At 57.5% G+C, this 23121-nt stretch carries 17 protein-coding genes; 3 read left to right on the forward strand and 14 right to left on the reverse strand.

Annotation, left to right across the window (positions count from 1 at the left end):
- Positions 1–30 precede the first annotated feature (30 nt).
- Together ACP8J1_RS07410 and ACP8J1_RS07415 are read left to right on the forward strand one after the other, a co-directional pair.
- On the forward strand, positions 31–435 hold the full coding sequence (locus ACP8J1_RS07410; protein WP_023021285.1) for a cupin domain-containing protein: 405 nt from the start codon (positions 31–33) through the stop codon (positions 433–435).
- A gap of 38 nt (positions 436–473) precedes the next feature.
- Positions 474–1160, forward strand: a complete 687-nt coding sequence (locus ACP8J1_RS07415) for a TetR/AcrR family transcriptional regulator (RefSeq protein WP_232212596.1) — start codon at positions 474–476, stop codon at positions 1158–1160.
- 226 nt (positions 1161–1386) lie between these two features.
- Here the strand turns inward: ACP8J1_RS07415 and rpsP are convergent, their stop codons facing one another.
- Positions 1387–1902 (reverse strand): 30S ribosomal protein S16, encoded by a 516-nt coding sequence (rpsP, locus tag ACP8J1_RS07420; protein WP_005325261.1) that lies wholly within the window; start codon positions 1900–1902, stop codon positions 1387–1389.
- 353 nt (positions 1903–2255) lie between these two features.
- On the opposite strand from rpsP, the gene ACP8J1_RS07425 reads away from it, so the two are divergent.
- Positions 2256–4523, forward strand: a complete 2268-nt coding sequence (locus ACP8J1_RS07425; protein WP_302518130.1) for an acyltransferase family protein — start codon at positions 2256–2258, stop codon at positions 4521–4523.
- A gap of 136 nt (positions 4524–4659) precedes the next feature.
- Here ACP8J1_RS07425 and ffh read toward each other — a convergent pair whose 3' ends face one another.
- From ffh to ACP8J1_RS07490, 13 genes are all read right to left on the reverse strand, one after another.
- Positions 4660–6312, reverse strand: coding sequence for a signal recognition particle protein (gene ffh, locus ACP8J1_RS07430; protein ID WP_023021282.1), 1653 nt, complete (start codon positions 6310–6312; stop codon positions 4660–4662).
- A gap of 51 nt (positions 6313–6363) precedes the next feature.
- On the reverse strand, positions 6364–8487 hold the full coding sequence (locus tag ACP8J1_RS07435) for a [protein-PII] uridylyltransferase (RefSeq protein WP_023021281.1): 2124 nt from the start codon (positions 8485–8487) through the stop codon (positions 6364–6366).
- 7 nt (positions 8488–8494) lie between these two features.
- Positions 8495–8833, reverse strand: coding sequence for a P-II family nitrogen regulator (locus ACP8J1_RS07440; RefSeq protein WP_023021280.1), 339 nt, complete (start codon positions 8831–8833; stop codon positions 8495–8497).
- Positions 8834–9055: 222 nt separating this feature from the next.
- Positions 9056–9424, reverse strand: a complete 369-nt coding sequence (locus ACP8J1_RS07445; protein WP_023021279.1) for a Na+/H+ antiporter subunit G — start codon at positions 9422–9424, stop codon at positions 9056–9058.
- A 3-nt stretch (positions 9425–9427) separates the two neighbouring features.
- Entirely contained in the window at positions 9428–9718 is a 291-nt protein-coding gene (locus tag ACP8J1_RS07450) for a hypothetical protein (protein WP_023021278.1), read from the reverse strand.
- Positions 9715–10248, reverse strand: a complete 534-nt coding sequence (locus ACP8J1_RS07455; protein ID WP_023021277.1) for a monovalent cation/H+ antiporter subunit E — start codon at positions 10246–10248, stop codon at positions 9715–9717. Before ACP8J1_RS07455 ends, ACP8J1_RS07450 begins: the two co-directional genes overlap by 4 nt.
- Positions 10249–11790, reverse strand: a complete 1542-nt coding sequence (locus ACP8J1_RS07460; protein ID WP_486696514.1) for a monovalent cation/H+ antiporter subunit D family protein — start codon at positions 11788–11790, stop codon at positions 10249–10251. It abuts the gene before it with no gap.
- Complete coding sequence (locus ACP8J1_RS07465; protein ID WP_023021275.1) at positions 11790–12266, reverse strand: sodium:proton antiporter; 477 nt, start codon at positions 12264–12266, stop codon at positions 11790–11792. The genes ACP8J1_RS07460 and ACP8J1_RS07465 overlap by 1 nt, the downstream gene beginning before the upstream one ends.
- Positions 12266–15244, reverse strand: coding sequence for a DUF4040 family protein (locus tag ACP8J1_RS07470; protein ID WP_023021274.1), 2979 nt, complete (start codon positions 15242–15244; stop codon positions 12266–12268). Before ACP8J1_RS07470 ends, ACP8J1_RS07465 begins: the two co-directional genes overlap by 1 nt.
- Positions 15245–15615: 371 nt before the next feature.
- Positions 15616–17580, reverse strand: coding sequence for a signal recognition particle-docking protein FtsY (gene ftsY / locus ACP8J1_RS07475; RefSeq protein ID WP_023021273.1), 1965 nt, complete (start codon positions 17578–17580; stop codon positions 15616–15618).
- A gap of 102 nt (positions 17581–17682) precedes the next feature.
- The gene (smc, locus tag ACP8J1_RS07480; RefSeq protein ID WP_023021272.1) at positions 17683–21192 is read right to left on the reverse strand and encodes a chromosome segregation protein SMC; all 3510 of its coding nucleotides are present in this window, start codon (positions 21190–21192) and stop codon (positions 17683–17685) included.
- 78 nt (positions 21193–21270) lie between these two features.
- Positions 21271–21549: an acylphosphatase gene (locus ACP8J1_RS07485; protein ID WP_023021271.1), complete on the reverse strand. Its 279-nt coding sequence runs from the start codon at positions 21547–21549 to the stop codon at positions 21271–21273.
- Positions 21550–21571: 22 nt separating this feature from the next.
- Positions 21572–23071 (reverse strand): alanine/glycine:cation symporter family protein, encoded by a 1500-nt coding sequence (locus ACP8J1_RS07490; protein ID WP_023021270.1) that lies wholly within the window; start codon positions 23069–23071, stop codon positions 21572–21574.
- Positions 23072–23121 lie beyond the last annotated feature (50 nt).

A 23121-nucleotide genomic window follows, 5' to 3' on the forward strand; every position in this document is an offset into this window, starting at 1 on the left:
TCTGGGGCTCATTGTCGTTAAAGTAGGCACATGAGCGATTTACCTACCAATTTCCCGGATACTTTTGGCACGGCTTCCCATCTGGGCACTGCTTCCGCTATGACTACACTTAATTTGCTCGATATCGCACCGGATACGGATCCGCAGCGGCCCCGCCCAGGCGTACAGCGCGTCTTGAGCACCGATGGCGCTAATCTCATTCTCTTTAGCTTTGCACCAGGACAGTCCCTACCGGACCACAAGGCCGCTCATCCCATTATCGTGCAGACGCTCCGCGGGCAGCTCAACTTCACTTATGGTGAAGAAACCGTCACCCTTACGCCGGACACGATCGTGCATCTTCCTGCATATGAGGTGCATAAAGTCGAGGCTGCAGCTGCGGATTCCGGTACCTCTACCCCCGCAATTTTGTTGCTCACTATGCTGACAAAATAGTTTATAGGAACATAAGTTTCGGTGATAAAATGACTCTCATGGAATCGCATAATAAGCCTTACCATCATGGAAACCTCCACGATGAGCTGCTCCGCATCGCAGTCCAGCTAGGCAAGCGAAGCGGCCCCAATGCCATCACGGTCCGTGCCGTTACCCGCGAAGCCGGAGTATCCCCTACCTCCGCCTACCGCCACTTCAAGGATCAAGAAGAACTACACGATAAGGTAGCAGAGCTTGCCACCGACGAACTGGTCCGGCGCCTGCATGAGACTACTGAGGCTGCCGGGCACTTGGATTTTCCAGAGCACTTGGTGCAAATCGGTTACACTTACCTCGAGTTTGCCTTGGATGAGACCAATTTCTTCCGTTGCATGTTGGAATGGAAGGCGCTGCGCTTCATGCTCGGTGTGGATCCACACACCGAAGATGATCCGAAGATGGATCACCTTCAGCAGATTCGCGATTTCTTCGCCCTTCTCGCCCGCCACGCGCAAGCTTTGGACAATACTACTGACCCCACATATTTCATGCAGAACGCCCTTTTGGCATGGTCTACCATCCATGGCTTTACCGTTCTTGCCGTCAACGGCCCCATGTCACAGCTACCACGCGAGCAAATCCTAGAACTTTTTGCTCCGGTTGTTGCCGGCGGCCTGCGTGGCATGGACTTTAAAGATCCGTCTAATGTCTACAGTCGCTATGCCGACTACAAGCCACAGAGCTAAGGGAAACATTCACCCTCCCCCACCCGTTGTAGCTTGCAGGGTTTCAACGTACCTTTTCTAAAAATGACCGCGCACGCACCTCCACCAAGGACATGCGTGCGCGGTCATCTCTTTGGGCCGGTTGATTTCATCCACACAACACAAAGGCCCCGCCTACACAACTTGCACAGTGGTGTAGGCAGGGCCCGAAGTTAGAAGCGCTGCGCGTTTAGCAAAGGAAGGCAGATTACTCTGCAGACTCCTCGGAAGCTTCCTCAGCCTTCTCCTCGGCCTCGGCATCAGCTTCGCCGGCAGCAGCAGCGGCAGCCTCTGCAGCAGCAGCTTCCTCAGCGGCCTTCTTCTCAGCCTCTTCCTTGGCCTTCTTCTTCTTTTCGGTGATGGCCTCGATGGTCGGACCGTTGTTAGCCTCAGCCAGTGCCTCGTTGAAGATCTCCAGCTTGGACTTCTTCTCCTCAGCAACCTTCAGGGTGCCTTCTGCACCAGGCAGACCCTTGTGCTTCTGCCAGTCACCGGTGACCTTCAACAGAGCAAGAACCGGCTCGGTTGGCTGCGCGCCGACGGACAGCCAGTGCTGCGCACGCTCAGAATCGATCTGGATGAGGGAAGGCTCTTCCTTCGGGTGGTAAATACCAATGTTCTCGATTACCTTGCCGTTACGACGGGTGCGGGCATCAGCAATAACAACGCGGTACTCAGCAGCGCGGACCTTGCCCAAACGCTGCAGCTTAATCTTGACAGCCATGACGGCTCCTTTTCTAGTCACTGGGCAGTACAGACGCGCACCAGGTAGTGCGCCGGTTCAACCCTTGGATTTAATCTGCGCGTGACATACCGGCCGACCGTAGACGGGAACGGTGCTACGCAGAATATTACGTTCTGTGGATTACCTAGCCCGGAGTATCCGAGTAGATAACCTGAAGTATTTTAGCGCAAGTATCTGCAATTTTAAAAATCACGACGCCACTCACGCAGGTTCGTTATGCCATCGATGCTAAAGCAGAGTAGCCTTAAGGGCCGAATATAGACATTTGGTTCCATATGTATGGCGCGCTTTCTGCCTCACTGTAAAGGCGTTGGCGCACGAAAAGACAGTTTATGACTAAAGAATCACCGCGAAATTTCCGGTACCGCTATGACCTTGATGGTCTACGCGGTATTGCCATCGGCCTAGTAGTTATCTACCACGTCTTCGTTGGACGCGTTTCCGGCGGCGTGGACGTATTCTTGCTGCTATCCGGCTACTTCTTCTTGGGCTCCCAGCTGCGCTACGCCAGCAAGCCCAACGCTTCTTTAAACCCTTGGTGGCCCATCTGGCGCACCCTGCGACGTTTGGTACCCAGCTTAGTTTTGGTCATTGGCGTGACCTACATTCTGGTGCGCATTTTCACCCCACAGCTCATGCGCACCGAGCTCACCCAGCAGATCACCGCCACCATGCTGTACTACCAAAACTGGGAGTTAGCGGAACAAAACGCCGACTACACGGCGGCCGCAGCGGATACCTCCCCGCTGCAGCACATGTGGTCCATGGCCGTACAGGGCCAGTTCTACATCATGGGCATTGCCTTTGCGATCATCTTGGCAGCCATCATGAAGTTCCGGCCGAAGCACCAACCACTGGGTAAGCGCAGCTTCCCCACAGTCAACCAGATTGCGGGCCCGATCCTCATTGTGGCCACCATTGCCTCCTTCGCCTATGCTTCACGCCACGGCCTCTACGGCACCCCGGAGAACTACTACTCCACCTGGTCACGCGCTTGGGAGTTGACCTTGGGTGCTGTCCTAGCCATCTACGGTTCCGCCTGGAAGATTCCGCCCCGCCTTTATGACCTCTTTACGGGTTTGGGCCTTGTGATGCTCATCTTTACCGGTGCCATCATCGCCGATACCACCGCGTATCCTGGCCCGCTTTCGCTCTTGCCGCTGGGCGGCGCCGTGCTCATCATCTTGGGTGGCGGTGGCAAGATTTCCAAGGCCATGGCCTCCAAACAGGCCCGCTGGCTGGGCGATGTAGCCTATCCGCTCTACCTATGGCACTGGCCTCTGCTTATCCTGTCCACCTCTTATTTGGGTCAAGAAACCCCATCGTGGTGGCTGGGCGTTATCATTATCGCCATTTCACTGGTGCTGGCGGACCTCACGCACCGCTTTTTGGAGCGGCCACTGCGCCAGCATCGCAAGCGCCCCACCGCCGAGGATCTGCCGGTACGCAAGGGCCTATCGACATTGCGGAAGCCGGCAGGCGCTGCTCGCGGCGTCGGTGGTGTCGTGGTTGCTGCGGCCGTTGTCGGCCTTCTGGCCATTCAGCCGCTGTGGATGCGCACGCTTGATGATGCCGACGCAGAACTTCTGAATCCTTCCCTCTACCCCGGTGCGACGACGTTCATCAATCACCTCACCCCACCGGATAATGTAGAGATTAAGCCTGACCCAATTCTGGCCGGCGGCATCCAGCCACCAGTGGCTGCTAATTGGTGCTTTGTTCCGGATAACCAGCCCGCTGATTTCTTCTTCGAAACCCGCAAAGACGGCAAAACTCCGTGCATTTTCGGTGACACAAACGCAGAAAAGGAAGTCTATTTGGTTGGCGGCTCCCACGCGGAACAGTATTCTTCCGCGCTTGACCGCCTGGGCAAAGAAATGGGCTTTAAATTGGTTCCGTTGCTACGCCAAGGTTGCCCCATCGAGCTGGGTGACGATGTCACCGTGACCCCTGAGTGCGCCGAATGGGGCAAACTGGTGATGGATCGCATCGAAGAAGCAAACCCAGCATTGGTGATTTCAAATACCACGCGCCCGCAAAATGAGTACGGCACGGGCCCCGATGCTGTTCCCGCTGGATACCAGGCTTTTTGGGATGAATTAGCCGAGCGCGATATCCCCTTCTTAGGCTTCCGCGATAACCCGTGGGGCTTCGATGAGGAAGGCCGTCCGCGCGAGTTCGATGAGTGCTATGTAGCCACCGAAGATGCCTATGGTTGCGGCATGCGCTTTGAGCAGGTCTACCAGCCCTATGACCCCGGTGCAGTAGTGCTCTCGAAGTACCAGAATATGCTCTCGGTAGATACCGCCCCGTGGTTCTGCGATGACAATGGTGACTGCCCAGTCATCATCGGCAATACGATGGTCTACCGCGACATGCACCACATCACCAATGCCTTCGCAGAATCGGCTATGCCCATGATTCGCGAGGCCCTGAAGCCATTCCTCAACGGGGAAAAGGTCCAACAGCAAGCCCCTGATATCCCCCCGGAGCAGGCCGCAGCAGCTGTGGAGCCGGCACCCTCCGCACCTACCGACGCCGGCAAGCCACATGCCAACCCAGTCCCCTACCCCAACACTGTGCACGACGACGCCGTCTAGGCCATAGCGCGCGAACACGCGCCAACGCCTACGAGCACGGGCGCTGGGGATAAGGCACCCAACTGCCTGCATAGAACGAAGGAGGCTCCCACGTATTGTGGGAGCCTCCTTTGCTATGTCTTAAGACTGAGGCAGACTAGTTTTTGCCCTTGCCAAAGTCCAAGTTGTTGAGATCAATATTTTCCATTCCCTTCGGCATCTTTGGCATGCCCGGCATTCCCGGCATGCCACCGCCGCCGCCCATTTGCTGCTGGAGTTTTTGCAGTTCTTCCATGGACGGCATGCCGCCACCACCGGGCATACCTGGCATTCCGCCCATGCCCGGCATTCCGCCCGGCATCTTCGGGCCGCGGTTTCCACCGCCGCCCTTGCCCTTCTTGCGCTTGCCGTTTTTACCCTTGCGGCCCTTCGGCTTCTTCTTGGTAGCAGAGCGGCCACCCATACCACCCATGCCGAATTGGCCAGCCATCTTAGACATCATCTTCTTAGCTTGGTTGAAGCGCTCGATGAGCTGGTTGACCTCAGAAACGCTCACGCCAGAGCCATTAGCAATACGCTTGCGGCGCGAAGCATTGAGGATCTTCGGATCCTCACGCTCCTGCGGAGTCATACCACGAATGATGGCCTGGATGCGGTCCAGCTGCTTTTCATCCACCATGGCAGCCATCTCATTCATCTGCTTGCCGCCGGGCATCATCTTCAGCAGGTTGCCGATGGGCCCCATCTTGCGGATCATCAGCATCTGCTCAAGGAAGTCATTCAGCGTCAGCTCACCAGAACCAAGCTTGGAGGCGGCCTCCTCGGCCTTCTGATGATCCAAGGTGGCCTCGGCCTGCTCGATGAGGGAAAGCAAGTCACCCATGCCCAAAATGCGGCTGGACATGCGCTCGGGGTGGAAGACATCGAAATCATCGAGCTTCTCACCGGTAGAGGCATACATAATGGGCTTGCCGGTGACCTCACGAATAGACAGGGCCGCGCCACCGCGGGCATCACCGTCCAACTTGGTGAGAACCACACCGGTAAAGTCCACGCCATCGCGGAAAGCCTCGGCAGTCTGAACGGCATCTTGGCCGATCATGGAGTCGATGACAAAGAGGACTTCGTCTGGGTTCACGGCATTGCGGATATTGCGCGCCTGCGTCATCAGTGTCTCATCAATGCCCAAGCGGCCGGCGGTATCGATGATGACCACATCGTGCTGTTTCTGTTTGGCCTCAGCAATACCGCGCTTGGCGACGTCCACCGGGTCCCCGTGGGAGGTACCCATTTCATGCTCATTGGAGTCCAGGGAGGTACCCGGATCTGGCGCGAAGGTCGGCACCTCGGCGCGCTCGCCGACGATCTGTAGCTGCTGCACCGCACCTGGGCGCTGCAAGTCACAGGCCACCAGCATCGGGGTATGCCCTTGCTTGGCCAGGTGCTTGGCCAGCTTGCCGGCCAACGTGGTCTTACCGGCACCCTGCAAACCGGCGAGCATGATCACTGTCGGCGGGTTCTTCGCTAGGTTCAGGCGGCGAGTTTCGCCGCCGAGGATCTCAATGAGCTCTTCATTGACGATCTTAACTACCTGTTGGGCTGGGTTGAGCGCCTCAGAGACTTCCGCGCCACGGGCACGTTCCTTGATGCGCTTGATAAAGCCACGGACGACGGTCAAAGACACGTCAGCTTCCAGCAGCGCGAGGCGGATCTCGCGGGCGGTGGCATTAATGTCAGCCTCGGTCAGTTTGCCCTTACCGCGCAGGCCCGCCAGGGCTGACTGTAGGCGGTCTGATAGTGAGTCAAACACTACGGATGCGCTCCCTTAATTTAGATCGATCTAAAGTTCAACTATTTAATCTTAGTCCCTTGCCAGGGCCCTGGTCACATTCCCCACCACCGTAGCGCGGGAAGCCTCCCCGGCAAGGAAGACATTGACGATCATTGTCGCGCCCATAATCTCATGGCGCAGCCACACAAAGTCTGGCAATGCCTCTATCAAGTGCCCCAAAGCACCAATGCGCTCGACGGTACGGATCACCAAGATGCCGCCCACATCAAAAGCCGCGGTGGTTACTTCTCCCTCGATATCTGGCAGCTCCGTATAGGTACGGGAGTTATAAGACTGGATAAACCTTATCTCCTGGGCCGCTTCCTTTAGGGTCTGTTGTACGGTGCGGATGAAAAACTCCGCCTTATAAGTACCTTCATCCTCTTTGAGGATATTGGCCCGCACGATGGTCCACCCCAAAGCGGACAGCAAGGCAAAAATGCGCTTGAGCTCCCCTTTGGAGGAGCCACACCAGGACACGGTGACTTCTTGGTCTTCCCAATCCACCGTAAGTGCAACGCCCTCAGTAGATAGCGGCACGTGCACCGCGGGGCGCTGAAGGACGCCTGGTTTGAGTGCTTCCAGAGCGCGCGAGACGATAAGCTTCTGCGCTTGCTCTACCCGCGGTGTCCAGACGCTAGGCCCTGTCGATTGTGCATCAGCCTTAGCCAATACCGCCAGCAGCGAAATAATCAGCGGATCGTAATGCGCTGCGGCCAACAATGCGTCGCGAGCGGCATCGGAGAACGGGTCCATTGTCGCAGCTAGCCGCGCTAAGGTGGTATGTTCTGCTACCAGAATTTGAGCACGCGACCTATCGGCCACGCTCAACCGCATGCGGGCTGCCTGGCGAGCTATCATTTCCGCGCCTACCTGAGCGTGGGGGCGCTCGTAGCCCTTACCAATGTCATGGTAAAGCGCGGCCAGCAATAATAGATCAGGGCGAGCTACCGAGGTGCGCACCTCCGCGCACCGAGTAACCGTCGCAATGAGATGATGGTCCACCGCTCTGACGTGGCTGCGCTCGCGCGGCAACAAACCGCGCACATGCCCCCATTCCGGCACTAGACGTTCCCACAGGCCATAGCGGTCCAAATCCTGAATAACCCGCGGCGTATATTGCGGGGACGACAAAATGGCGAAGAAATCATCCACCGCTGCTCGCGGCCAGCGTGGCGGCAGATTCGGCAATTTTTGGAACTGGTGCCAGGTGGTCTCGGCGATGGTATATCCCGTGCGTGCTGCGGCAGCTGCCACGCGCGTAAGCAACCACGGGTCCTCCACATTAGGTTTGCGCGAAAGGTAGATAACGCCGCCTTCTGCCACCACGTCCACATCGAGTGGACGGCGCTGCCCGCGGCCCGCCGCCAGCGCATTTCTCCCCAGCACCCCTCGGGCGGTGGCCAGGCCGCGTTCTACGGCCTTATTAACAGTGGCTGCAGCGCCTACCAAAGCGGCGGTTAAGGCATAGCGGTTTTCAAAGCCCAAATCCGCAGCCACGTCCGCGGCGAACTCGGGGTCTAAGATATCGCGGTGGCGTCGGGCTTTGACATGCAGGAGTGTGCGGACGTCGAGAAGCAGCTGCTTTTCGACGTCTAGATCAGGAAAGTCGCACAGGTTACCCAAAGCCATCGCGCGCAGAAGCTGAATATCGCGCAGTCCCCCACGGCCATTTTTCAAGTCTGGATTCGTCATTGCTGCTACCGCGCCCGAGCGCTTCCAGCGAATAATCGCGGTATCCACAAAGTCATCAAAGCCGCGCTGCAGCTGGCGCCGCCACGCTGCGAGCAGCTGTGCCCGCGCTTCATCCACTAATATCTTGCGCCCTGCGACAAAGGCCAAGTCCAACTGTGCAAAGCCAGCAGAAGCATCTTCTGCAGCAATTGCCGCACACTCCTGCGGGGTGCGCAGGGCATAATCTAGGCGATACTTGGCATCCCATACGGGCAACCACAGCTTCTCCACCAGCGCTGGGTCTGGATCGTGGCCCTCCGGATAGATAAGGATGACGTCAATATCCGATTGCGGGGTCATCTCATTGCGGGCGAAGGACCCGGTGGCAGCGAGCGCAGTCCCCGCTGGGAGCTCGAGGCTGCGCAATACACGAAGCGCCGAGGCATGGGCCTCGGCGCGAATCTGTGCGGCGTTAAGCATGCTGGTTTTACAGTGCCGCCTCGCCGCGCTCCCCGGTGCGTACACGAATGGCATCTTCTACTGGGGTTACCCACAGCTTGCCATCGCCGATTTTGCCAGTGTAGGCAGCATCCACAATGGCATTGATGATGTCTTCAGCGTGGTCATCCGCGGCTACTACTTCCAGCTTGACCTTAGGCACAAAATCGGTGGCGTATTCTGCTCCGCGATATACCTCGCTATGCCCTCGCTGCTGCCCAAAGCCCTGGCTTTCAGTAACAGTGAGGCCGCGTATTTCCTGCTGCTCTAGCGCCTGGCGGATTTCCGGCAGGGTAAAGGGCTTAACGATGGCCGTGATGAGTTTCATTGTTACTCCTTGTTTTCTCTTCGGGGCGGGCTAGAAGCACCGAATAGTGTGCATCCATTCTAGCCCGAGCACGGCAGTTGCTGTGCACTATTTTCGCGTCATGAATCTGGGGACCGGTGAATGCCACAATCCAGTAAAACCAAAAGGCGGCGAGCTCGTCTGCATTTCCGCCATTGAGCGCTATTTCAGATAAGACTCGCCGCCAGAAGGCGCTGAGGGTGACTAGATATCGTCTTCCTTGGCTTGCACGGTTTGGACTTTTTTGTGGTTATGCTTGGCGTGTTTGACGTCAGTAACTGTTACGCCGTAGATGGAACGTCCCAGGTAGAAGGAACCTACTGAACTGATAATCCACACGCCGAAGCAGGCGATCAGGGCTTGAATGAGCAGCCACAGGGAAAAGCCATCGCGGCCAAAATCTACAACTAGTTTGGCCACGATAATCAGCGGTACCGCAAGACCCACGGTGGGCCCCAGCAGGTTAGCGCGCGTCAATGCGTCGGGCGCCCGCCACAGGGATATAACCGTCGCGACCACCAAAATGGTGGCGATAATAAGCAGCACCGAGGCGATAATCTCAGAAATAGCCATTGCCTATCGCCTGCCCTTCGAGATAATGCGGGCCATAGATAGCGTGGGCAGCACGCCTGCGGCAATGGCGCCGAGGAGTGCAATGTAGTAGGCCATCGGGGCGTTATTGGTCATCGACCATGCCAAGTACATGCAGATCATGCCGTAGAACACGATGTCAGACGTAATTGCGCGAGTGAGCTCATCGCGTGTGCGCAGTGCAAGCAGCACGCCGCACCATGTGGCGATGCCAATGATGAATACGCATACAAATACGACCCAGCCGAACGGGGACAGTGTGGCAAAATCAATCATCGCTCGGTCTCCTTCCTGCGTTTTATGTTCCGGGCATGACGCTTCGGCTTTTCGACGTCCGCTTCGCTTTCTGAAAGCGGAGTGTCCTCCGCCCGCGCCAAGTCAGGCGAGCGCATAAAGCGACCGACAGATTCGAGGGGATACTCGTAGAAAGCCTCATCCAATTCCGTCGTCTCTCCTTGGCCTGGGACGCCGTAGTCGATGTCTTTCACCCGTGGGGCAAGGCGCTGCTCCATATCAGCCAAGTCAGCCACGATTGCCGCCGGGTCAGATCCCTGAACGGCCTGCACCAGCACGATGCGCGGCAGCCCCTTGCGGGGTGGCTCGCGCAAACCCAACGAAAGCGTTCCCGGCGTTGCGGTAATAGAAGAAGTAAACCAGAAGATCTCCCATGCGCCAGTCACACGCAGTGGATAACGAATGATAACCGGGTGGTATTCGTTATCTGGCTTAAAGGCCGCCATCGCCAGGCTAATGCCGGCCACAAAGATTTCCTTAATGAGCCACAATGCATACACCACTGCGTTCATTTAACGGCCCTCCTGAATTTCATCGATATTGGGAACGGCAATCGGCTCGTCTCCCAAGACGGTTTCAGTATAAGCGGTGGTATCAAGCAGCTGCTCCGAGGCGCTATCCACAACGTCCAGAACGATTCCAGAGAAAATGAACATGCACAGCGAACCAAGGATGAGTGCGGCAGAGGGGGCCATGAGCTTTTTGCGGATGATCAGTTCATCCGGAACCTTATCTTCCGGCAAGCCCTTGCCCCAGAAAACCTTGCGCCATACGCGCAGCATGGCCAAGAAGGCGGCAAAGGAGGCAATGATGATAGCCGCGATAGCGATCCACGCCCACGCGCCTCCTACCCGGGCAATCTCGAAGACGATCATCAGCTTGCCCCACATGCCGGAGAACGGCGGGAAGCCTACGACGGAGAATGCACCGGCAGCGAAAATCCACGCGATAATGGGGTCCCGACGAGCGAGACCGGACAGCTTGGTTAGCAGGCCCGTGCCGTAGGTTTCCTCAATGGCGCCAGAAGCCAAGATCAGCGAACCAACAGTCAACATGTGGTGAATCGTGTACATAATGCCGGCTGCTAGTGCGCGGCGTGGGTCATCAGAGGTAAAAGCAAGCATTACCAAGATGAAAGGCATGCCGTTGAGCATCTGATAGCCGAGCACGCGGCGAATGGAGTTCTCCGCTAGGCCGCCAAAGGCACCGATCATCATGGAGATGATCATGATCACGATGATCAACACATTCCAGCGCTGATCCAGACCGAATAGCTGCTCGTAGAGGCGATAGAGCATGTACACGGCCACCTTGGTGTGCAGGCCGGAAAACAGGCCCATCACCGCAGCTGAGGTCCCCGGGTAAGTGCGAGGCAACCACGACTGCACAGGGAATACGCCGGCCTTGGCGGTGATTGCAATGAGAATCAAACCCGCGGCGACGGTGACGGGCCCGTTACCTGCTGCCGCACCCTTCAATGCGCCAAGGTTAACCGCGCCGGTAACCGAATACATATAACCCACGCCAACGACCAGCAAGGTGGAGGCGAAAAGGTTCACCAAGACGAAGGCACGTCCGGCTGCCAGACGCGACCAAGTACCAGACATGGTGATAAGGCCATAAGACGGCAGAAGCATAACCTCAATAAAGACGAAGAAGTTAAAGAGGTCAGCAGTAAGCAACGCACCGCAGACACCGGTAATCAAAATCAAGGTGAGCGATGGATAAAAGCGAGACTTGGTCTCCCCGCCCGCAATGGCAAACCAGTTGGCACCAAAAGCGACAATCATCGTGGTGATGATCATCAACGCGGAGAAAGCATCCGCAGCAAACGGGATACCCACATTGCCTTGGTATAGGCCCACTGTGTGGGCAACTACCCCGTTATTCATGGTGTACATCAGCAGCCCCAGGCCAGCGAAGATTCCCATGCCCGGGATGATCAACATGATGGAATCGCGCACCGCACGCCACGGTGCTAGCAGTGCAAAGGCTGCTGCAATCAGCGGGACCGCTGGGAATAGCGGAAGGAGTTGAGCTACAGCGTCAGTCATTATTTATCATCCTCCTTCTGTTCAGCTGCCCCGCGCTCTGCTACGGGAGTGTCGTGGTCCACCTGACCGATACGGTCAAGTTGGTTGGTGGATTCTTCCAGAATCTGGCGATTTTGGGCGTCACGGCCCAAGGTTGAAAAGGCATGGTCGATGGTGTTGTCATCAACCGGCTCCACCACATCGGTGTCGTCGTTCTTGCCCATTGCCGCCATCGTCAACAGGATGGTCGAGGTTGCCATGGAAATAACCACCGCGGTCAACACGAAGGCCTGCGGCAGCGGATCTGCCATCTGGTCGTGTGGAACCTGGGAGGGGAAGGACTCGCCGCGGTAGGAGTACACGCCCGTCGCCAGCAGCATTAGGTTTGCTCCGTGTCCGAAGGCCATCATGCCCAACACGATGCGCACCAAACCGCGCTGCTGGATGAGGTAGACGGCACTGCCTATGAGCAAAGCAATAGTCAATGCAAGGATCATTACTTCTCTCCTCCCCGTTTAGGCATGGACCGTTTATTTTTCCTCTTCGTCCTTGCTTCCGATGGCGTCAGCAAAGCCAGAGGATCGGTCGAGGGGTTAATCGGGTCCGGATACGGATCGTCGACATCCTCAAGCGAAATGCGCGGCGTGGTTGGCAGCGCGGAATTATCATCATGAATCCACGGTAGGAAGTCACGCTCCGTGCCAGGGCGCAGGTAACCGCCCAGGGCATTAATCGCCATGGTCAACATGCCCAACACCGCGAGGTAGATGCCCAAATCGAAGATGAGCGAGGTAGTCCAGTGCTGACCAAAGGCCTCGGCGTGGATGGCCGCGAGGAAGCCACCGTTGCCAAGGCCGTGGTGCAAGTAGCCCACGAAGCCTGCAGCCAAGGCTGTGATAATACCGATACCAGTCAAGTGAATCGGAGTCATGCGGCCAAAGACGATTTCATCAGATCCTCGGGACAGGTAGATAAGCCCGATTGCTGCGCCCATAATCAATGCTGCCGGGAAGCCACCACCAGTGGCATTATGGCCGCGGAAGAAAACGATGACAGACATGATTACTAGCAACGGGATCACCGCGTTTACGCCCTTGCGCAATGGCACAGAGTTCAGCTGTGACTGGCCAAATGGCGCGGGACGTGTACCTGACTTGAATGGGAACCGCGGCAACGTTGTAGTAATGGCTGCGATAACCACTGCAGCCATGCCCAGCACGGAAAGCTCGCCCAATGTATCGAGCGCACGGAATTCCACGATGATGGTAGCCACGACGTTATCGCCGCCGGTAATATCCGGCGCATTATCGAGATACCACATGGCCAGATCCGAACGCTCGTGTCGGCCCATGAGGCCCCACACGCCCAAGAATGCAGCAACACCGGCCAAAACTGCGATGATAATAGAGCCGGTCTTGCGGGATTTATTCTTCACCGGTTGGAAGGTTTCCGGCAGGTAGCGCAGCACCATCATCATAACGATGACGGATAGGGCTTCCACCATAAACTGGGTCAAAGCTACGTCCGGCGCCCCGAGCAGGAACATCTGCAGGGTTACACCAGTGCCGGCAATGCCGATCATGATGGCACCGGTCAAGCGGTTCTGAGTTCGCACCAAACCAAACATGGCCAGCGCGATGATTCCCAATGGCAGCAGATCCCATGGGTTATCCAGACCATCTACCCGCGGCTGCAGCGCTACCCCATCGACGCCATCGCGGATGAGGGTGGTCGCGGCCAACACGATAATCAAAATGACAATGGGCACCATGTGGCGGGACGGATTATGCGAATCGGACATCTTGCCCAGGACGCGCCCCAACTGGGAGCAACCCTTCATCAGGGAATACAGCAAATCATTGCCGCTGCGCGGCATAAACTCCCTGTCCTCAAAGCTTGCCCACATCTTCTTGCGGGCAAAGATACCGGCGATACCGGCGATAAGGACCACGAGCGAGATAAGGAAAGGAACATTAAGCCCGTGCCAGAGGGCAAGGTGCGAATGGTGCTCTAGACCAACAGCAGCCACTGCATGGTCAATCGGGTTATTAAAGATTCCGAGTACAAATACCAGCGGCAGGGACATAAAGCCCGGTAGTGCGGCAGGCAGCCACAGGGAAACCGGAGCCTCATGGACATGTCCCATATCGCGAGGTCCATCAAAGAAGGCGCCGAAAACGATCTTGGCGGAGTAGGTAAAGGTAAAGAAGGCGCCGATGGCCGCAACGATAAGCAAGATGACCTGGCCAGTGCCACCAATCGGGGCGTCTTCAAACGCAGTGAGCATGCCTTCCTTGGATACAAAGCCCAAAAGCGGTGGTACCGCGGCCATAGAGGCCACGCCGATGACTACCGAGCAAAATGTCCACGGCATCTTATTCCACAGTGGTCCGAGGCGGCGAATATCGCGCGAACCGGCCTCGTGGTCGATGACGCCAATAAGCATAAACAGCGAGGACTTAAATAGCGCGTGCGCCAACGTGTGTACCAACGCTGCGGCGATAGCGAATGGGGTTCCCACACCAATGGTGGCGACAATCCAGCCCAAATGGGAGACGGTCGAATAAGCCGTGAGCTTCTTCAAATCCGTCTTTTGCACTGCAAAGACCGCGGACATTACCGCGGTACCCATTCCAACCACGATGAGCAGCCAATTCCATACCGCCACATCGTGGAAGATCGTGGAAAAGCGAATCAGCAGGTACACGCCAGCCTTGACCACTGCGGCTGCGTGAAGGAAAGCCGAAACCGGAGTGGCGGCGGCCATAGCCTCAGGAAGCCAAAAGTGGAATGGGAATTGCGCCGATTTGGTAAATGCAGACGCCGCGATCAACACGGCTACGGCCGCTGTTACACCGGGGCGCTGTGTCCATACCGGCGACGCCAGAATCTCAGATACCGCAGTCGATCCGGTCACTGTCGCAGCAATACCCAACCCGGTCAGCAGGGTCAATCCACCAACGAAGGTCAGGATCAAGGTGCGCTGCGAACCAGCTTCGCCGCCCGAACCGGAGCGCGCAATCAGCATAAAGGAAGCCAAGGAGACTAGCTCCCAGGCAAGGAACAAAACCACAACGTCATTGGCCAAAACCAGCAATAAAATGGACAGCGTAAACGCTGTCATCAAGGTGTAGAAGCTGGTATTACCCTCATTCTTAGGCAGATAAGCCGCCGAATACGTAAAGACGACGGCACCAATGACCAGCGCCAACATAGCAAAGAAAATACTCAACGCATCCCCGCGGAGAGCAAAACTTACGTCGACGCCCGGTGCGATAAAATCGCGCACCCAAGTGGCGTGGAAACTCAATTCCTCCCCGGCTGCAATGGCAGGAAATTCCTTGGCAATAAGGACCGCTGCAATAACAAAAAGGCCAGCTAGTAGATAGCCTGCCTTTCGGTCAATAACCTTTACGGTTACCGGTGCCAAGATCACTGCCAGCGCCGCGAGGAGGACTGCATAAAGTAGCGTCACGAAATACTTGCCTCACGAACCTTGGTCTAGGTTTAATGCGAATTTCGCATTAAATACAGCCCCTTCAGGCTACCATTCCCACCAAGGCCAAACCACATTGCAGCATTCCCTGGCGACTGATAAAAGGCGAGCACAACCGCCCCAATTACGCTTATAGTCAGAAAAACCACAGGCACTTAGCAGGACATTCTTCCATAGCAATTGAATTGCCCATTCCGCATAGTTTGCGAAGTGGTGATCCCAAATCGACGAAAAGAATTCGCGAGCAAGGTACACGCTGGAACTCAGCCAGGAAAACGAAGAACTCCCCCAGCACACCGTGGCGCACGCTCGCGCTTCCCGATATGCAGGGGGAGCTTTGAAGTTAGGCGTTATTTCTCGCCCAAGAGAGCGTCGACAAAGCCTTCGACCTCAAACGGTGCGAGATCATCGGCGCCTTCGCCCAAGCCCACAAGCTTGACCGGAACGCCCAATTCCTCTTGCACCTGGAAGACGATTCCGCCCTTGGCAGTACCATCCAGCTTGGTTAGGACGACGCCGGTGATATCTACTACCTCGCGGAATATGCGGGCCTGAGTCAGACCATTTTGTCCCACGGTAGCGTCCAGTACCAGCAGAACCTCGTCCACATCGGTCTTCTTTTCCACCACGCGCTTGACCTTGCCCAACTGGTCCATCAAGTCTGTGGAGGTATGCAGGCGGCCTGCGGTATCTACCAAGACCACATCTACTTGCTGTTCTACACCGCGAGCTACCGCGTCGAAGGCGACCGATGCTGGGTCAGCGCCCTCCTTGCCGCGCACGGTATCGGCGCCAACGCGGCGACCCCATGTCTCGAGCTGATCAGCGGCCGCAGCACGGAAAGTATCCGCCGCGCCCAGAAGTACCTTATGACCCATGGCTACAAGCACACGGGCAAGCTTGCCCGTGGTGGTGGTTTTGCCGGTGCCGTTAACGCCGACAACCATAACGATGGCTGGCTTACCCTCATTCGGCATGGCCTTAATGGAACGGTCCAACTCTGGGTGGCCTGCCTCGATGAGGCATTCACGCAGCATGGCACGGGCCTCGTCCTCGCTGGAGACGCCGCGCTCAGCAATCTTCTCGCGCAGGGAGTCAGTCACTTTCATAGTGGACTTGGTGCCTAGGTCCGCCATGATGAGAGTATCTTCTACTTCCTCCCAGGCATCTTCATCCAGATCGCCTGCGGAAAGAATTCCCATAAGTCCCTGGCCGATGGCATTTTGCGAACGGGACAGGCGTCCACGCAAACGCCCAAGGCGCCCACCTGCGGGGGCGATGTCTTCCTGTGGTGCTGGCGCTGGGGCCGGCTCTCCCTCTGGAACTTCGGTCTGCTCCTTGGCTGCTTCGGCCGCGCCGGTTTGTGCCTCGGCTGCAGCCGCAGCCTCTTCGGCCTCCTCGCGGTCATCGACGCGCTCTTCAATGTCTTCCGCGTTCTTGTCTTCAACGACCTCGTCAAAGACTGGGGATTCCTCTGCTGCTGCGGCGTCTTTCACATCGACGGTATCTTCAGGAGCTTCTGCCTTTTCAGCAGCTGGCGAAGCCTCCTCCGCTGACTTATCTGCCTGCGGCGTCGCTGGCTCCTTCGGCTCGGATGTTGCTTCTGGCTGCTCGACCGACTCTGCGACATTATCCGCAGGCGTTTCTTTACTTTCTGCAGCCGCAGCTGCCGTACCCGCTATCCCTGCTGCACCGGCAGCGGTTGCCGCCGTGGCTCCAGCGCCCGTGGACGGGTTCTTTTCGGACTTATCTGGGAGAGAGTCAGTCGGCTGCTCTTTGACATCTGCCGGCTTATTGGTCTCAGTAGCTTTATTGGTTTCTGCCGGCTTTGCCTGCTGTTGTGGTGCCGGCTTATTTTCCTTTGGTTGCTCTACCGCGGGCTTGTCGGCCGCAGCATCGGTCTTAGCCTGAGCAGGCTGTGGCTTGTCCGCAGGTGCTTGCGGCTTGGCCTGTGGTTGTGGGGTCTTGCCGCTAAGCTGCTCGTTGGCAATGTCGGTAGCATTAGGCTCTGCCTTTGCCTCCTGATGTGCCGGAGCTGACTTATCCGCAGCTGGCTGGTTCTTCACGGGCTTTTCCGCTTGCACCGGGCTTTTCTGCTTTTCCTTGGCACTACCGGCAGGAGCGAAGTTAAAGCCGGACTTAGCTTGATAATTGCCGGACTTTTGCTCCTGAGTAAGCTGCTTCGGTTCTTCCTCAGTGGGCTTGTCAAAGGACACCTTCTTGGCGTCGCCGCGTTTTTTGCCGATTACTACGAGAAGAATAATCAGCACAATGACGACGATCGCAATGCCGATCCATAACCATAAAGAATTCATGTCTCTATAGTGCCAGTCTTGCGGGCTCGCGGCACGCCAAACCCCCTCCTATCCCGGATAGAGGGGCCTACCGGCAGGCGACGCCCGCGGCTACCACCCTGGCTAGTCGCCCCGTGGAGCATCAACGCCCAGGCGGGTAGCGTCCTCGCTGGCTTGCTCTGTTCCAGGGGCACTACCTGCGGGATTCATGCGCTGCGAAATAACACGGGTGATACCGTCGCCGCGCATGGTCACGCCATACAGCACGTTAGCTACATCCATCGTCGGCTTTTGGTGCGTAATGACGATAAGCTGCGAATCCTTGCGCAACTCTTCAAAAAGGGCGATGAGGCGGCGCAGGTTGACATCATCAAGCGCTGCCTCAACCTCATCCATGACGTAGAACGGGCTGGGGCGGGCGCGGAAGATTGCTACCAGCATTGCCAGCGCGGTGAGCGACTTCTCACCACCAGAAAGCAAGGACAGGCGCTTGACCTTCTTGCCCGGTGGGCGCGCTTCCACCTCGATACCGGTGGTAAGCATGTCCTCCGGCTCCGTGAGGATGAGGCGGCCCTCGCCACCAGGGAAAAGGGTCTGGAAGACCTTGGGGAATTCCGCTTCCACGTCATGCCAGGCATCGGTGAAAAGCTGTAAAATCTGCGCATCCACGTCCTCGATCACCCCGGCAAGATCCTTGCGGGCTTGGATGACATCTTCCAACTGGGTGGACAGGAAGGAATAACGTTCCTCCAAAGCCTTATATTCTTCCAACGCAAGCGGATTAACCTTGCCCAAAGAATTCAAGTCCTTTTCTGCTTGCTTCAGGCGCGCATTTTCCGCCCCGCGATCGAAATCCTCGCCCGGGGTGTAGTCCTGCAAAAGGTCCGAAATCGCAATGCCGAGTTGCTCTACGATCTTGGATTCTGCTTCATCGACGCGCACCTGTGCTTGTGAGCGAGCAATTTCTGAGTCATGAGCGCGGTTGGTTAGCCGGTCCAGCTGCTGTCGCGCGGCCGAGACCTGTTGTTTTACTTGCTGCAGCTGCGCGTTCAAGGAGGTGCGCTGCGCAAAGTAGTCATCGCGCTCAGCGGTGGCGCGCTCTAGCAATTGCGTGGCGCGCGCGGCCAAATCACGCGAATGCCTTGCCACTGCACCGGCCAATTCCCCTTGCGCTTTGCGCCGGGCCATGGCCTGCTCATGGCGAGCCTTGGCTTGGCGCTCATGCTGCGCTTGGCGACGCAATGCCTCGCCCTTCCCCGCTACCTGACCCACCTGGTCTTGAGCAGAGCGGGCTGCAACCTGCGCCTCCATCTCCATCGACTTAACCTGTTCTAATGCGGCCGAAGCCTCATCACGTTCCGCCGAAGAAGGCTCATCTGGCTGCTCGTCCGCATCGACGCGGGCGAGCCTATCGCGGGCGTCGGCAAGCTGCTTGCGGGCTTCTGCGATCTTTACCTCAATCTCGGTCGCCCGCGCAGCGGCCTTTTCGTGTTCCGATTTATTGGCCTCGTATTGCTTAAGCAGGCGCTGATGATCACGCTTCCACGCGTCAACCTCGGTATCGTGTTCGCGCAAAGCAGCCTTCGCCGAAGCGGCGGTCACGCGGGCATCTTCTGCTGCAATCTTTGCACCTTCAAGCGTGCCGGATAGCTCTTCTAGCTCCTGCGTCGCAGATTCCAGCTGTTCCTCTGCCTCTGCGATGCGAGCGGTGACCTCTACGGTAGACGAGGCACCGGTGCCTACTTCTACCCAACCTTCGCCCAGCACCACGCCCGATTCGGTAACGGCGCGCAGGCGAGGATCCTCTGCCACCAATTTTTTCGCCGCCGCGAAATCGGGAACGAGCACGACATCCGCAAGGAGGCGGTGCAACGCGGCGGATACCTCCGGAACCACAGCAATGTGGTCGAGCAACCACGAGGTTCCGGTGGGCAAAGTTGCATCCACGCGCCAGGAAGTGGCGGGGGCGGCCACGGAGACATCGATAAGCGCGGAACGCGTACCTTTTTCCAGGTCCGCAATGAGCTGACCGGAAATCTCGCCGGCCTGAGCCTCAGCGAAGGCGCCCAATGCGGCAGCAACCGCTGTCTCATATGAGGTGCTGATGAATGTGGCCAGCGGCTGGAACTGCTCACCTACATCGATTTTTTCTGGTGCGGTCTGGGCCAAGGTATCGATGCGGGAGCGCAACGTGTACACGGCGCGCTCGCGTTCGCGCTGCTCATCGCGCAGCTGTTCCAAGCGCTTATCAGCCGCACCCGATTCACTGGCCGCGCGCACATGTGCCTCCTCGAGCGGCTCGCGCTCGCCAGCCAAAGATTGCAGTTTATCCGCCACCTCATCCGCCTCTGCCTGGGCAGATTGAGTGCGCTGACTGGTAGAAGCAAGGGTTTCTTCTTGCCGCGCTAGCTCCTCTTCCGCCGAAGTAACCTGGCCTGCCGCCTTTTCCTCCGCCGCGATAAGGCGGACTACGCCCTCGCGCCTATCAGCAATGGCGCGCAGCTGGGCCATGTGTTCGCGCTCGGCCGCCTCGAAGGCTTCGCGGCGCTCTGCTACCTCTTCGCGGATCGCTTCCAGGCGTTCTGCAGCTTCTTCCGCCGCGGCGAGAAGCTCCGCATGCTCCTCATCTGCACGGGTGGCCCGTGCCTCTAGGTCCTCCGGATCTTGGCCAGAATAAGCCACCTGCGCACCAGCATTGGCCGCTCGCTCTTCCGCGATGCGCTGCGTGGCGGAAATGCGCTCAGAAAGCGTAGACAGATCGAACCATAGTTTTTGGGCGGCATCTGCCTTGGGGCTTATTTCTTCTAGTTGGGCTTCTACCTCTAGCTGGGAGCCTGTCGCTTCTTCCAGCTGCGCCGTAACTTCTTCAACCTGCTCGGCGAGAACTTCGGCTGTGCGCTCGGCCTCCTGAAACTTGCTGCGCAGCCGCACTACCCTATCGCCGGCTAAGCGCAGGCGGGCATCGCGCAGATCAGCTTGCACCGTGGCCGCACGCTGCGCGGCCTCGGCCTGGCGGGCCAAAGGCTTAAGCTGCTTTCCTAGCTCATCCGTAAGGTCCTGCAGGCGATCCAAATTGGCCTGCATGCCAGTGAGCTTTCGCTGCGCCTTTTCCTTGCGGCGGCGGTGTTTGAGCACACCCGCTGCCTCTTCGATATAAGAGCGCCGATCTTCGGGCCGCGATTCGAGGATTTCAGAAAGCTTGCCTTGGCCGACGATAATATGCATCTCGCGGCCAATGCCCGAATCAGAGAGCAGCTCCTGGATATCCATGAGGCGCGCTTTGGCACCATTGATTTCGTATTCGCTGGCACCGTCACGGAACATTCGGCGGGTGACCGAAACTTCCGAATACTCGATCGGCAGCGCGCCGTCCGCATTATCGATGGTGAGAGTTACCTCGGCGCGGCCCAAGGCTTTGCGATCGCCGGCGCCGGCGAAAATGACGTCTTGCATCTTTCCGCCACGCAGCGTCTTGGCGCTTCCCTCGCCCATGACCCAAGCTAGCGCATCGACCACATTGGACTTGCCGGAACCATTCGGTCCGACAACAGCGCAAATGCCCGGCTCAAATTTCAGAGACGTCGCCGACGCAAATGATTTAAAGCCTTTGAGCGTCAGCGATTTCAGGTGCATTTGGGTTAGTTTAGCAAGCTTAGAGCACGCCTGCCCAGCCGAGCCTCAAGGCTCGAAACTGCGGGCGTGTGCTATGCATTAGCGTTCAATGAAGCCAGACTCTCCCTTGGGGGCAGCCCACTGCTCGACTACTAGGTCCACCGTTCCTGGCCGGCGAGTCATACTGGGCTGTTCTTTGAGGAGTCCTAGCAATTCTTCACATTTCTCCCGCGGTCCCTCGGCTACAACCTGAACCCGACCGTCGGCCAAATTAGTAGCATGCCCCTTCAAGCCTAGCTCGAGGGCACGGGAGCGCGTCCACCATCGAAAGCCCACGCCTTGGACGTGCCCGTGGACAAAAGCGGTCATTCTTTCCATGGTCAAGCGGCCTCCCTAGCTCCTAGTAGTGATCTTGTTGACCCTTATCGCGCAGGATGCGGCGGTCCTCTTCGCTGCGACGAGTGACGGGGTCGGAGCCGTCCCAGCACTCCACGCCTTTAAGCTCCGGCAGCATATCGCGGTGGAATACCGGGTCTATGCCATGGCTGCGCTGCTCGTTGTAGTTCTTGAGCAGTTTGATGGCCACCCCGGATAGCGGCACGATGGCGAGGATATTGAGGATAACCATGGTTGCCGCGCCGGTATCGGCCAAGGCAAAGACCAGCGGCAAGGAGCCCACCGCACCGAACCAGACAAAGAAAAGTACGACGAGGCGGAAAATCACCAGCGCAGGCTTGCTCTGGGTGAGGTACTCCAGGTTAGACTCCGCCAAGTAGTAATTGCCCAGGATGGAAGAGAAGGCCAGGAAGAAGAGGATAAAGCTGACGAAGTGGATTCCCCACTCGCCCACCTCAGAAGATAGGGCTGCCTGGGTCAAGGACACGCCTTCTGCTTCTGCACCATAGGCAATCTCTGGTCCCAGCAAGATAATGAAAGCGGTGATGGTACATACCACCAAGGTGTCAAAGTACACGCCGAGGGTCTGCACCAAGCCTTGCTTGACTGGGTGAGATACGGCCGCAGTTGCCGCCGCGTTAGGGGCAGAGCCTTCGCCGGCCTCATTTGAAAACAGACCGCGCTGAATACCCTTCATCATGGCCGCGCCAAGACCGGCTCCCGCAATTTCCTTGATTCCTAGGGCGTGACCGACGATATCGCCAATCATTCCCGGTACCTTGTCAAAATTGGTAATGACGACAAAACCACCGATGAGCAGGTAAGCCACCGCCATAAATGGCACGATGACCTGGGTGATATTGGCAATGCGGTTCACACCGCCAAAGATGATAAGACCCGCAACCACGGCGATAACAATGCCGATAATGGAGCGGAACATCGTGTCATCGCGGTCAAAGGAAAAGGACACCGCATCCGCAATGGCGTTGGTCTGGAAGGCGTTATATACCAAGCCAAAGGTAAAGGCGATGGCGATGGAGAAAAGCACGCCGAGCGGTCCCCACCCCAAACCGCGCTTCATATAATACGCCGGACCACCGCGGTACCCATTGCCATCGCGGACCTTCCACAGCTGGGCCAAGGTTGACTCGATGAACGCAGTAGCGCCACCCAGGATGGCAATCAGCCACATCCAGAAGACGGCACCTGGGCCGCCAACGGAAATGGCCACTGCCACGCCGGCAACGTTACCGGTGCCAACGCGGGAAGCAGCTGAAATGGTGAAGGCCTTAAACGCGGAGATTCCGCCATAGTCTTCGTCCTCATCGCGGCCCTCCCCCTTGGGGCGCTCGACGACGGCGCGGAACATATCCGGCACCATGCGCACTTGCACCAAAGCAGTACGGATGCCGAAGAATAGGCCCGCAGCAATCAGCAGCCACGGCAAAATCCACGACCACACGCCGTCATTAAATGTCGTTACGACATTTTCAAGAAAATCCATGCAGAATAATTTACTGCCTTAAGGTTCACAACGTGAACCCCATGCGCCAT

Source organism: Corynebacterium sp. LaCa_205 (genome assembly GCF_057458085.1).

Bases quoted from the DNA above. Each gene is read 5' to 3' on its own strand.
- ACP8J1_RS07450 (WP_023021278.1), bottom strand. From the start codon at position 9,718: ATGATTGATTTTGCCACACTGTCCCCGTTCGGCTGGGTCGTATTTGTA.
- ACP8J1_RS07440 (WP_023021280.1), bottom strand. From the start codon at position 8,833: ATGAAACTCATCACGGCCATCGTTAAGCCCTTTACCCTGCCGGAAATC.
- ACP8J1_RS07485 (WP_023021271.1), bottom strand. From the start codon at position 21,549: ATGGAAAGAATGACCGCTTTTGTCCACGGGCACGTCCAAGGCGTGGGC.
- ACP8J1_RS07410 (WP_023021285.1), top strand. From the start codon at position 31: ATGAGCGATTTACCTACCAATTTCCCGGATACTTTTGGCACGGCTTCC.
- ftsY (WP_023021273.1), bottom strand. From the start codon at position 17,580: ATGAATTCTTTATGGTTATGGATCGGCATTGCGATCGTCGTCATTGTG.
- ACP8J1_RS07465 (WP_023021275.1), bottom strand. From the start codon at position 12,266: ATGATCCTTGCATTGACTATTGCTTTGCTCATAGGCAGTGCCGTCTAC.
- ACP8J1_RS07460 (WP_486696514.1), bottom strand. From the start codon at position 11,790: ATGACTGACGCTGTAGCTCAACTCCTTCCGCTATTCCCAGCGGTCCCG.
- ACP8J1_RS07455 (WP_023021277.1), bottom strand. From the start codon at position 10,248: ATGAACGCAGTGGTGTATGCATTGTGGCTCATTAAGGAAATCTTTGTG.
- ACP8J1_RS07445 (WP_023021279.1), bottom strand. From the start codon at position 9,424: ATGGCTATTTCTGAGATTATCGCCTCGGTGCTGCTTATTATCGCCACC.
- rpsP (WP_005325261.1), bottom strand. From the start codon at position 1,902: ATGGCTGTCAAGATTAAGCTGCAGCGTTTGGGCAAGGTCCGCGCTGCT.
- ACP8J1_RS07425 (WP_302518130.1), top strand. From the start codon at position 2,256: ATGACTAAAGAATCACCGCGAAATTTCCGGTACCGCTATGACCTTGAT.
- ACP8J1_RS07490 (WP_023021270.1), bottom strand. From the start codon at position 23,071: ATGGATTTTCTTGAAAATGTCGTAACGACATTTAATGACGGCGTGTGG.
- smc (WP_023021272.1), bottom strand. From the start codon at position 21,192: ATGCACCTGAAATCGCTGACGCTCAAAGGCTTTAAATCATTTGCGTCG.
- ACP8J1_RS07415 (WP_232212596.1), top strand. From the start codon at position 474: ATGGAATCGCATAATAAGCCTTACCATCATGGAAACCTCCACGATGAG.
- ACP8J1_RS07435 (WP_023021281.1), bottom strand. From the start codon at position 8,487: ATGCTTAACGCCGCACAGATTCGCGCCGAGGCCCATGCCTCGGCGCTT.